Genomic DNA, 12088 nt, shown 5'->3' with positions numbered 1-12088 from the left:
ATCATGAGGCAGGGAATTGTACCCGCACTACTCTGCCTTTCTTTTTTAACAGGATGCTCACAGCATGTTGAAGAAAAACAAGTTGATTATTTTAAACTTGTTCGTCCAGAATTTACAGGTCAACTAGCATACGAGACCACGGATTTTGTAGAAGATTATTGGCGCGTAGTTGGCAATACCGGTTTTAATAAAACCATATACCTTATTGCAGATAGTTTAAAAGCGGCAGGTTACGTTTTAGAAGAAAAAGCTAAGGAAGGTGACCGATTTACCTACCGTATTGAAAAACGGGCAATGACCCACCAAACATGGGAGCCCTTATCTGCATCATTACAAATCGTTGGTAACGAAAAACCTTTATTATTATCAGAAACGAACCGAAACATGACCTATTTAAATTCGGTTTCAACCCCTAAAGATGGTTTAAAGGCAGCAGTAGTTTGGATTAAATCCGTTGATGAACTAGAGTCAGTTTCTGTTAAAGACAAAGTGGTATTTACAGAAATGAATGTTCGAAAGCTTTACAAATCAGCCATAAGAAATGGTGCTTTGGGGATTCTTACTTATGACAATCCAGCATATTTACAACCAGAAAAGAACACTACTTCTATACAATTTAGAAGTCTTCCTTCTCAGGATGATAGCAATTTTTGGGGCATTGCACTATCCTATGCGGCAAAAGAGAAATTAATAGCACAGCTTAAAAAAGGAAAAACAGATATTCTGGTGAATATCCAAACCAAAAGATATCCATCAGAAGAACTAACTATTGTTGCGGATATTAAGGGAAATGAATTTCCGGATGAGCGTTTGGTGTACAGCGCACATATTCAAGAACCAGGCGCAAATGATAATGCAACTGGCGTAGGCACACAATTGGAAATGGCTAGAATAGCCTCTAAATTATTTACGGATAACAAAATAGATTTTAAGCGTAGCATGACCTTTTTATGGGGCGATGAAATTGTTTCTACCAACCGGTATATTCAAGAAGACCCAGAACGAGCTAAAAGCATTAAGTGGGGAATTAGTTTAGATATGGTCGGTGAAAACACGGAAATCACAGGGGGCACTTTCTTGATTGAAAAAATGCCAGACCCAAGTGCTATTTGGACTCGTGGTAAAGACAAACACAGTGAATGGGGTGGTGAGGTCTTAAAATTAGCGGATATGAAACCCCACTATCTAAACGATTTTATTATTTCAAACTTTAAAAAGCAAGGAGAATATGCTAATTGGGTCGTAGAAACCAACCCTTTTGAAGGCGGTAGTGATCATACTCCGTTTTTACAGGCTAACATTCCCGGACTTTTACTTTGGCATTTTACAGATCAATTTTACCATACCGATAACGACCGTATTGACAAGGTATCTCAAGAAACTTTAAAAAATGTAGGCACGGCGGCTTTGGTTAGTGGACTAGAATTGGTAAATGCATCTGATGTTTTTGCCCAAGCACAAATTGAAAATCTTAAGAAGCGAGCAAATCTACGATTAGAGGACGAAGCAGAACTCAGCCAATCTGCACTTAAAAATGGAAATTCCATTAAAGAAGAAGAACAAATTATTACGGCTTGGGAAGAGTGGTATTTATCATCGCTCAATTCTATTAATGACATTAACACCAATAATAATGCTGACATTAAAGCGGCTATTTCTAAAGCCCAAAAAGAAATACAAGCGAAATCGAAAGAATTAAAAGCATCACTTCAATAGAAGTTTAGTCAAATGATATTACAGTTTGCCAAGAGCATAAGTAATCAGTAACTTACCATCAGCACTATCAACAACATGAAAATGAAACAATTTTACCTATTAGTATTCGCCAGCATTTCTATAGCAACGGCACAAATTCAACCTACCTCATCGCAAAAAATAGATGCGTCTTTACAAGCAAAAAAAGCTATGGACGCAAGTTCTTTGGTTAAAAACATTCCGCTAAAAAATATAGGTCCCTCTGTCATGAGCGGTCGTGTTGTAGATTTAGCGGTCAATGAGAACAACCCTACAGAATATTACGTTGCCTATGCCTCTGGCGGATTGTGGTATACCAACAACAACGGTAATTCTTTTACTCCCGTAATGGATGATACCCAAACCCAAAATCTTGGTGATATTGCGGTTCACTGGCAGAGTGGTACTATTTGGGTAGGCACAGGGGAAAACAATTCTTCTCGTTCATCTTACGCGGGTATCGGTATTTTAAAATCTAGCGACAAAGGTAAAACGTGGCAACATATGGGTTTGTCAGATTCTCACCACATTGGGCGTAATGTGGTGAATCCTGATAATGCTAATGAGGTAACGGTTGGCGTAACGGGTCATTTATATTCTACAAATAAAGAGCGCGGTATTTACAAAACTACAGATGGTGGAAAAACTTGGAAAAACACATTGTTCATTGATGACAAAACAGGAATAATAGATGTTGCCGTTTCGCCAAAAAACTACAACATTCAATATGCCGCGGCTTGGCAAAAAGATAGAAAAGCTTGGGATTTTATTGGAAACGGTGAAGGCTCCGGTATATATAAAAGTACAGATGCTGGTAATTCTTGGACTAAAATTTCTACTCCGACCAGCGGTTTTCCTACAGGTGAAGGTGTAGGTAGAATTGGTCTAGCTGTTTTTGATGACAATACCGTTTATGCCGTACATGACAGTCAATTTAGAAGAAACGCAACCAAGGAAAAGAAAGAGAAGCAAGCTGGGTTGACCAAAGATGATTTTAAAACACTATCAAAAGAACAATTTTTAGACCTAAACGATAAAGACCTAAACGAGTTTTTAAAGACCAATAATTTTCACGAAAAATACAGAGCTGCCAATGTAAAACAGATGGTACGTAGCAATGCCGTAAAACCAACAGACCTTGCCTTGTACTTAGAAGATGCCAACTCTATGCTTTTTGATACACCCGTAATTGGTGCAGAAGTGTACCGTAGTAATGATGGCGGTAGCACATGGTCAAAGCAGAATGAAGATTATATAGACGATTTATTCTATAGTTACGGGTATTATTTTGCGCAAATAACCGTAGACCCTAATAATGTTGATGCCATTTACTTATCTGGGGTACCAATTATAGCTTCTAAAGACGGAGGCAAAACATACAGTTCTATAAGTGGCGAAAATGTACATTCTGATCACCATGCGGTATGGGTAAATCCTAATTTACCAGGACATTTAATAAATGGAAATGATGGTGGGGTTAATACATCATATGACGATGGTAAACATTGGTTTAAAAACAATTCACCTACCGTTGGTCAATTTTATGCCATAGCTGTTGATAATGAAAAACCATATAATGTGTATGGCGGACTTCAAGATAATGGAGTTTGGATGGGACCGAATAATGCTGAAGAAAACAGCAAATGGCAACAAACAGGTCAATACCCATGGAAATCAATTATGGGTGGCGATGGTATGCAGGTAGAAGTAGATAATCGCAATGCTAATATCGTTTATACGGGATACCAATTTGGTAATTATTTCAGAATAGATTTAGAAAATGAAACACGCAACTATATTCGGCCAAAGCATGAATTAGGTGAAACACCGTATCGTTTTAACTGGCAATCACCTATTCTACTTTCCCCACATAATCAAGATATTTTATACATGGGTAGCAACAAGCTACATCGTTCCTTAAACCAAGGAGATACTTGGGAAACCATTTCTGGCGATTTAACCCAAGGTGGAAAAAAGGGTAATGTAGCATTTGGAACCTTAGCAACCATTTCAGAATCACCTTTCAAATTCGGATTAATGTATACCGGTAGTGATGATGGTTTAATTCAACGTACAGAAAATGGTGGTGGTACTTGGAATGTTATTTCTAAAAACCTACCACAGAATTTATGGGTTAGCAGGGTTATCGCTTCCAAACATCAAAAAAACAGGGTGTATGCCACTTTAAATGGCTATCGCTCAGATGATTTTACACCGTATGTATATGTAAGTGAAGACAAAGGTACTACTTGGAAAAGTATTTCGGCAAACATTCCTACCTCTCCTGTAAATGTAATTATTGAAGACCCTGAAAATGAAAATCTATTATTTGTAGGTACGGATAATGGACTATATGTTACTTTGGATAGAGGAGCAACATGGCAATCTTTTCAAAACGGAATGCCTTATGTAGCCGTGCATGATTTGGTTATACAGAAAGAAGCTAAACACTTAATTGTGGGCACACATGGTAGAAGTATTTACCAAGCCGATATTTCCGCATTACAAAGCATGACATCAGAAATATTAAACAAAGACTTACATGTTTACCCATTGGAAAATATAAAACATTCTTCACGATGGGGTAACTCTTGGAGTTCTTGGTCTAAAGCTAGAACACCAGGTTTAGACATAACATTCTACTCGGACAGAGATGATGTATACCAAGCAAAAATTAAATCATCTGATAATATTGTGGTTAGTGAGACGGAAATTATAGCCAGTAAGGGATTAAACATCTTATCATATGATGTTGCATTTTCAAAAACTGGCAAGTTAAACTACCTAAAAAAGCATAAAACTGTTTTAAAACAAGCCAAAAATGGTAGCACATATTTACCAACTGGCAGTTACAGTGTTGAAATTATTGGTAACGGAACCACTGAAAAGGTAACTTTTGATATAGAATAGCCATATGAAAATTGTAGATTGGAACGAACTACCTGATTTAGGGGTAAGTCATGACCCAAGTATAAAGAAAAGAACACTAATTGATCGTGGTGAGATACCACAATTAATGATGTATGGCACTGCTATTTTTAAACCGGGTCAAAAAGTAGAATTACACAAGCATGACACTATGTTTGAAGTGTTTCATATACAAACCGGCAAAGCCATTTTTACAATATCAGGAGAAGCATATGAAGTAGGACCCGGAAAATGCATTACCATAGCACCTGGCGAAATTCATGGACAATCCAATCCGTTTGATATTGATGTTACTTGGACCTATTTTGGCATAGCTACAGATTAAGAAATATTATTTATGGAACTCACTTTAGGTATACCTGCATTACTTTTTCCTGCCATTTCATTGACCATGTTAGCCTATAACGCTCGTTATTTGGCTATTGCGGCATTAATACGCCAACTACATCAAAAGTATCAAGAAACAGCATCTCAGTCTGTAGGTCTACAAGTGCAAAAACTAAGAAAACGGCTTACCATTATCAAAAACATGCAGGCAACCGCTATAGTAAGCTTTTTGTTGGCGGTAATTACAATGACTTTAATTTATGTAGAACTTACCTTCTGGGCTAATTTAATCTTTGGAGTTAGCTTATTCGCTTTAATGGTATCCTTAGTACTATCATTGATAGAAGTACAATTATCGACTAAAGCATTAGAAATTCAGTTGAAGGATATGGAAAAATAATTGCTGTATGTCAGCTAAAGAATCCCAACTAATAACCTTACCGTTCGTCGATGTTTTTATAAGCTATTGAGTTAATAACCAGTATATTTGCCGCCTGACAAAAAACAGGCATGAAAAGAGTTCGAGAACTCGAATTATTAAACCAAATAAAAGAGATTAGAGAGTTTGAATTTGGTGTATTCTACTTTTTTAAAAAAGGGGTAATAATTTCAGAAGTTAAAGAAGGGGTACTATTTAGATGGGAACACGCCAAAAGGGTAATTGCCGCAGCAAAGGAAATTTATGGTGTTGATCTTCCTATAATTTATTTATCCAATAGGGTGAATAGATATTATGTAGTTCCTCTTTACTGGTTAGAATTTTACAGAAACCGATACAACATTGACCATTATGCAGTTGTAGGTCAAACAAGAGGAAGTTTTCTTAGTCTATTTTTAGAGCGACTATTCTTTAGAAAAAGTATTATTAAGTTCAATAATTTGGACAAAGCTGTAGAATGGGCGACAAATTTGACTAAAAACTAAGTGTTTTACTCAAAAATCGATTTTACAATTGTTGAATGATTTACATATCTAAGGCAGAATTTAGATAAAAATCTTAAACATCTTCAAAATTGCTTTTAAAATCAATCTAAATAAACATACTAAAACCCATTAATTCTTGTTAATAACTAGCCTGTGATGTAAATTCGCAGATAAAATTAACAAATAATGAGCGGATTTTTTAAATCTTCGATTGGTAGAAAGTACGCAATGGCGCTTTCTGCTTTCTTTTTAATGTTTTTTCTACTTCAGCATTTTGCAATAAACATCTTATCGGTTTTCAGTCCAGATGCGTTCAATGAAGCTTCGCATTTCATGGGCACTTTTTGGGCCGTACAATATGTGTTGCAACCTGTTTTAATTTTCGGTGTCATCTATCACTTTGTGATGGGTTTCATTTTAGAAGCTAAGAACAGAAGTGCTAGAGTAAAAAAATATGCTAAAAACAATGGTGCTGCCAATTCATCTTGGATGAGCCGTAATATGATTTACAGCGGATTAGCTATTTTGGCTTTCTTAGTACTTCACTTTATCGATTTCTGGATACCAGAAATAAACACCAAGTTTATTGATGGAGACATGACCGGCTTACTGCCAAACGGTGAAGGCTTCAGATATTATGAGGAATTAGCTCATAAATTTGAAAACCCGTTACGTGTTGGTGCTTATGTAATCGCCTTCATATTCTTATCACTCCACCTTATGCATGGCTTTAGTTCTGCATTCCAGTCTGCAGGTGCAACCAGCATGAGAAAAGAAAAATTACAATTGTTTGCAAAAGTGTATTCGATTTTAATTCCGTTAGGATTTATTTTCATTGCCCTTTTTCATCATTTTAATCATCATTAATACCTATTACTTATGTCTGTATTAGACTCAAAAGTACCTAAAGGTCCGTTGAAAACGAAGTGGACCGATTATAAGAATCATATCGATTTGGTTAACCCTGCCAACAAACGTAATATTGATGTTATCGTTGTTGGAACAGGTTTGGCAGGTGGTTCTGCTGCTGCTACTTTAGCAGAATTGGGCTATAATGTAAAAACATTTTGTTACCAAGATTCTCCAAGAAGAGCTCACTCTATTGCTGCACAAGGTGGTATTAACGCTGCAAAGAACTACCAAGGAGATGGTGATTCTACCTACCGATTATTTTACGATACCGTAAAAGGTGGTGATTACCGTTCAAGAGAAGCTAACGTATATAGATTAGCAGAGGTATCTGCAAACATTATTGATCAATGTGTTGCTCAAGGGGTTCCTTTTGCACGTGATTATGGCGGATTATTAGATAACCGTTCTTTTGGTGGTGTATTGGTTTCAAGAACTTTTTACGCAAAAGGACAAACAGGACAACAATTATTGTTAGGTGCCTATTCTGCAATGAACAGACAAATTGCACGTGGTAAAATTACCCCGTTCAACCGTCATGAAATGTTAGATGTTGTAAAGGTAAATGGCAAGGCTCGTGGTATCATTGCCCGTAACTTGGTTACAGGTGAAATTGAACGCCACTCTGCACATGCTGTTGTTATTGCTTCTGGAGGATACGGAAATGTATATTTCCTTTCAACAAATGCAATGGGATCAAATGCAACCGCTGCTTGGAAAATACATAAAAAGGGAGCATTCTTTGCCAACCCATGTTATACTCAAATTCACCCAACGTGTATTCCACGTTCTGGAGACTATCAATCTAAACTGACATTGATGTCAGAGTCTTTACGTAATGATGGTCGTATTTGGGTTCCTAAAAATATGGAGGATGTAATGGCAATTCGCGAAGGCAAGAAAAAGCCAACCGATCTGTCTGAAGATGAAAGAGATTACTACCTAGAAAGAAGATACCCTGCATTTGGTAACTTGGTACCACGTGATGTTGCATCTAGAGCAGCAAAAGAACGTTGTGATGCCGGTTATGGTGTAAATGCAACTGGGGAAGCCGTTTACTTGGATTTTGCTTCAGCTATTGAAAGATATGGTAAAGAGCAAGCTAAGATTCATAACATCAACAATGCTTCTGCAGACAAAATATATGAACTTGGTGCTGCTATAGTAAAAGCTAAATACGGAAACCTTTTTCAGATGTACGAAAAAATCGTAGATCAAGATCCGTACAAAACACCAATGATGATTTACCCAGCGGTACACTATACAATGGGTGGTGTTTGGGTTGATTATAACTTAATGACTACCGTAGACGGACTGTACTGTATTGGTGAAGCAAACTTCTCTGATCACGGTGCAAATAGATTAGGAGCTTCGGCATTAATGCAAGGTCTGGCAGATGGTTATTTTGTTTTACCTTATACCATAGGAGATTATCTTTCTCACGAAATTAGAACAGGAAAAATACCTACGGATACACCTGAGTTTGATGCTGCTGAAAAAGAAGTAACAGATAAAATTAATTTCTTTGTAAACAACAAAGGATCACACTCTGTAGATTATTACCACAAGAAATTAGGTAATATTATGTGGGAGAAATGTGGTATGTCTCGTAACGCTGAAGGCTTAAAAGAAGCTATGGCAGAAATTAAGGCCCTTCGTGAAGATTTCTACAAAAACGTTAGTGTACCTGGTACTGCAACAGAACTAAACGCAGAATTGGAAAAAGCTGGCCGTGTAGCGGATTTCTTAGAACTTGGTGAACTTTTCGCTAAAGATGCTTTAGAAAGAGAAGAATCTTGTGGTGGACATTTTAGAGAAGAGTCTGTAGAAATTGGTGGAGAACAAGCCGGTGAAGCTAAAAGAAACGATGTTGATTTCGCATTTGTTTCTGCATGGGAATATAAAGGAGAACCTGGAGATGCTGTTCTACACAAAGAACAATTAGAGTTCAACGAAATCGAATTAAAACAAAGAAGTTATAAATAATAGTATTGAGCTATTAGAAATGATTTAGTTCATTACTTAATACTCATTACTCAATACTTAAAATATGAATCTGACATTAAAAATTTGGAGACAATCTAATGCCCAAGCAACGGGTAAAATGGTCGATTATAAAGTGACAGAGATTTCTGAACATATGTCGTTCTTAGAAATGATGGATGTTCTTAACGAACAACTAATTAATAACGGTGAAGAGCCAGTTGCTTTTGACCACGATTGTAGAGAAGGTATCTGCGGTATGTGTTCAATGTTCATCAACGGCGAAGCTCATGGTCCAGATAGAGGCGTAACCACATGTCAATTGCACATGCGTATGTTTAAAGATGGTGACACTATTACAATAGAGCCATTTAGAGCAAAAGCGTTTCCTGTTATAAAAGATTTAGTTGTTGATAGAGGAGCATTTGACAGAATACAACATGCAGGTGGTTATATTTCTGTAAACACTTCTGGTAACACACAGGATGCCAACGGTACTCCTATTTCCAAACATGCCGCAGATGAAGCTATGGATGCCGCTACATGTATAGGTTGTGGTGCTTGTGTAGCAAGTTGTAAAAATGCCTCTGCTATGTTATTTGTAGGTGCAAAAGTATCTCAATATGCATTATTACCACAAGGTCAGGTAGAGGCTGTTGATCGTGTTAAAAACATGGTTGCACAAATGGATCTTGAAGGTTTTGGTAACTGTACCAATACTGGTGCTTGCGAAGTTGAATGCCCTAAAGGAATTTCATTAGAGAATATAGCCAGAATGAACCGCGAATTTTTAAGCGCTAACGTTAAAGGTTAGTCTTTTAATCATAAAGTTTTAAAAAATCCCGACCGTAAAGGTTCGGGATTTTTTATTTTTAGATATGTCCAAAGACTATTCTAAAGAACGAATTATAGTACCAAGGTTCAACGAAGCATCAGGATTTTACACTACACCTCAGCGATCTAAGATCATGAGCAAAATTAAGGGTAAGAATACCAAACCAGAACTTGCTTTTAGAAAAGCATTATACGCTGCCGGATATAGATATCGTATAGATTTCAAGAAACTTATTGGAAGACCAGATATTGCGTTACCAAAATATAAAACGGTCATATTCATAGATGGAGAATATTGGCATGGTAAAAATTGGGAAGAGCGTAAACCAAAAGTAAAAACCAACCGAGAATTCTGGATTGCAAAAATTGAACGAAATATGCAACGAGACGTTGAAGTAAACCAAGAACTTACCGCTATGGGTTATACCGTATTTAGATTTTGGGAGACAGAAGTAAAAAAGAATCTTCAAGAATGTTTAGCTAAAACCATACATCATTTAAATACAGTTCAAATGAGATAAAAATGAATTTTATAAAGTTCATTTAATAAATGTTTAACCCTTGTGAACCCTTTATTAATAAGGCATTAACGGATTTTTACTAACATGATATGTAACTTAGTCTCAAACAAATTATTAATCGTTAAAAACTATATATAATATGAAGAGGATAGCAATATTAGCTACAAATGGATTTGAAGAAAGTGAATTAAAATCTCCTAAAGAAGCAATGGAAAAAGAAGGCTTCAATATAGAGATCGTAAGTTTAGAAAACGGAGAAATAAAAGGTTGGGCAGATGGTAATTGGTCTAACAGCTATAAAGTAGACAAAACACTAAACGAAGTTAAAGCAGAAGACTACAATGCCTTGGTTTTACCAGGTGGAGTTATCAATCCAGATTTATTAAGAAGAGAAGAAACAGCATTGAACTTTGTACGTGACTTTTTTAAATTAAAGAAACCCGTAGCCGCAATTTGCCACGCTCCTTGGACACTGATTAGTGCCGGAGTGGTAAAAGGACGAAAAATGACATCTTTTAATTCCATAAAAGATGATGTAATTAATGCAGGAGCCAATTGGGTAGACCAAGAGGTCGTAGTTGATGAAGGATTTGTAACTAGTAGGAATCCGGATGATTTACCAGCTTTTAATTCCAAATTAATTGAGGAAATAAAAGAAGGGAAACATGAAATGCAGCATGCATAATTCATTTTAGTGGAATTAAGAAGCCCAACCAGTCGGTTGGGCTTTTTTTATGTCCGTTTTTAAAATTCTTACATTTACTACTATGGACTATGAACAGCACTTAAAAGCATCAAAACTACCAGATGTAAAGACAACGATATTCACTACAGTTGGTAATCTTGCTAGAAAGCACCATGCTCTAGACCTTTCCCAAGGGTTCCCAAATTTTGAGGCTGATGAAAAATTGAAGTCTTTGGTCAATGATGCATTAACGGCCGGTCATAATCAATATGCACCTATGCAAGGGTATTATGGTCTCAGGGAAATTATTTCCGAGAAAATAGCATCGCTACATGATTATACTTATTCTCCCAATAATGAAATAACGATAACCGTTGGAGCCACCCAAGCCATTTTTACGGCTATTACAGCCTTTGTTAATAAAGGTGACGAGGTAATTGTCATAAAACCTGCTTATGACTGTTATGAGCCAGCAATTACGTTAAATGGTGGCATACCTGTTTATGTTCAATTAGATGCACCAGATTATAAAATTGACTGGACCGTATTTCAAGAAAATATTACAGATAAGACGAAAATGGTAATTATAAATACTCCCCATAACCCCAGCGGAACCGTTTTATCCAAATGGGATATGGAGCAATTAGAGAACATATTAAAACCCACCAATATCATTCTTTTGAGCGACGAGGTGTATGAGCATATTATTTTTGATGGACAAGTGCATGAAAATGCTTCAAGGTTTCCAGATTTAGCCAATAGAAGTTTTGTCTGCGCATCATTCGGAAAAACATTTCATGTAACGGGTTGGAAAATGGGCTATTGTGCAGCTCCAGCTGAATTAATGGCCGAATTTAGAAAAGTGCATCAATTCGCCGTATTCTGTGTAGACCATCCGGTGCAACGTGCATTGGCTACATATCTGAAAAATCCATCACACTATTTAGATTTGAACAATTTTTACCAAGAAAAAAGAGATTTCTTTCTTAATGGAATAAAATCGTCCAAATTTAAATGTAAACCATCCCAAGGCACATATTTTCAATTATTGGACTATACCAACATTTCAAATGAAGAAGATGAAGCTTTAGGAGAACGATTAATTACTGAAAACGGAATAGCATCTATACCAATTTCATCTTTCAATGTCGATCACAGAAATGATTATATGTTAAGATTCTGCTTTGCCAAAAAACAGGAAACTTTAGAAAAAGCAGTTGAAATTCTATGCAAGATTTAATAC

At 36.4% G+C, this 12088-nt stretch carries 11 protein-coding genes; all 11 read left to right on the top strand.

Features of this window, described 5'->3' with window-relative positions:
- Positions 1-3: 3 nt before the first annotated feature.
- A complete protein-coding gene (locus UH1x_RS09345; RefSeq protein WP_482626316.1) occupies positions 4-1716 on the top strand; it encodes a M28 family peptidase in 1713 nt (570 codons plus the stop codon).
- Positions 1717-1797: 81 nt separating this feature from the next.
- Positions 1798-4644: a VPS10 domain-containing protein gene (locus tag UH1x_RS09340; RefSeq protein ID WP_482626315.1), complete on the top strand. Its 2847-nt coding sequence runs from the start codon at positions 1798-1800 to the stop codon at positions 4642-4644.
- A 4-nt stretch (positions 4645-4648) separates the two neighbouring features.
- Positions 4649-4987 carry a cupin domain-containing protein gene (locus tag UH1x_RS09335; protein ID WP_482626314.1) on the top strand — a complete coding sequence of 113 codons (339 nt, stop codon included), beginning with the start codon at positions 4649-4651 and terminating at the stop codon, positions 4985-4987.
- 12 nt (positions 4988-4999) lie between these two features.
- Complete coding sequence (locus UH1x_RS09330) at positions 5000-5389, top strand: DUF2721 domain-containing protein (RefSeq protein ID WP_299798667.1); 390 nt, start codon at positions 5000-5002, stop codon at positions 5387-5389.
- A 110-nt stretch (positions 5390-5499) separates the two neighbouring features.
- The gene (locus UH1x_RS09325; RefSeq protein WP_482626313.1) at positions 5500-5913 is read left to right on the top strand and encodes a hypothetical protein; all 414 of its coding nucleotides are present in this window, start codon (positions 5500-5502) and stop codon (positions 5911-5913) included.
- 186 nt (positions 5914-6099) lie between these two features.
- Positions 6100-6780 carry a succinate dehydrogenase cytochrome b subunit gene (locus tag UH1x_RS09320; RefSeq protein ID WP_405411393.1) on the top strand — a complete coding sequence of 227 codons (681 nt, stop codon included), beginning with the start codon at positions 6100-6102 and terminating at the stop codon, positions 6778-6780.
- A 12-nt stretch (positions 6781-6792) separates the two neighbouring features.
- Positions 6793-8808: a fumarate reductase/succinate dehydrogenase flavoprotein subunit gene (locus UH1x_RS09315; RefSeq protein WP_482626312.1), complete on the top strand. Its 2016-nt coding sequence runs from the start codon at positions 6793-6795 to the stop codon at positions 8806-8808.
- A gap of 64 nt (positions 8809-8872) precedes the next feature.
- Positions 8873-9619 carry a succinate dehydrogenase/fumarate reductase iron-sulfur subunit gene (locus tag UH1x_RS09310; protein ID WP_482626311.1) on the top strand — a complete coding sequence of 249 codons (747 nt, stop codon included), beginning with the start codon at positions 8873-8875 and terminating at the stop codon, positions 9617-9619.
- 64 nt (positions 9620-9683) lie between these two features.
- Positions 9684-10160, top strand: a complete 477-nt coding sequence (locus UH1x_RS09305) for a very short patch repair endonuclease (protein WP_482626310.1) — start codon at positions 9684-9686, stop codon at positions 10158-10160.
- A 139-nt stretch (positions 10161-10299) separates the two neighbouring features.
- Positions 10300-10845, top strand: coding sequence for a type 1 glutamine amidotransferase domain-containing protein (locus UH1x_RS09300; protein WP_482626309.1), 546 nt, complete (start codon positions 10300-10302; stop codon positions 10843-10845).
- 82 nt (positions 10846-10927) lie between these two features.
- Positions 10928-12085, top strand: a complete 1158-nt coding sequence (locus UH1x_RS09295; protein ID WP_482626308.1) for a methionine aminotransferase — start codon at positions 10928-10930, stop codon at positions 12083-12085.
- The last annotated feature ends 3 nt before the right edge of the window (positions 12086-12088 follow it).

This window comes from Maribacter sp. UH1 (assembly GCF_056839145.1).
This window is presented reverse-complemented; position numbering and strand designations above follow the sequence as displayed.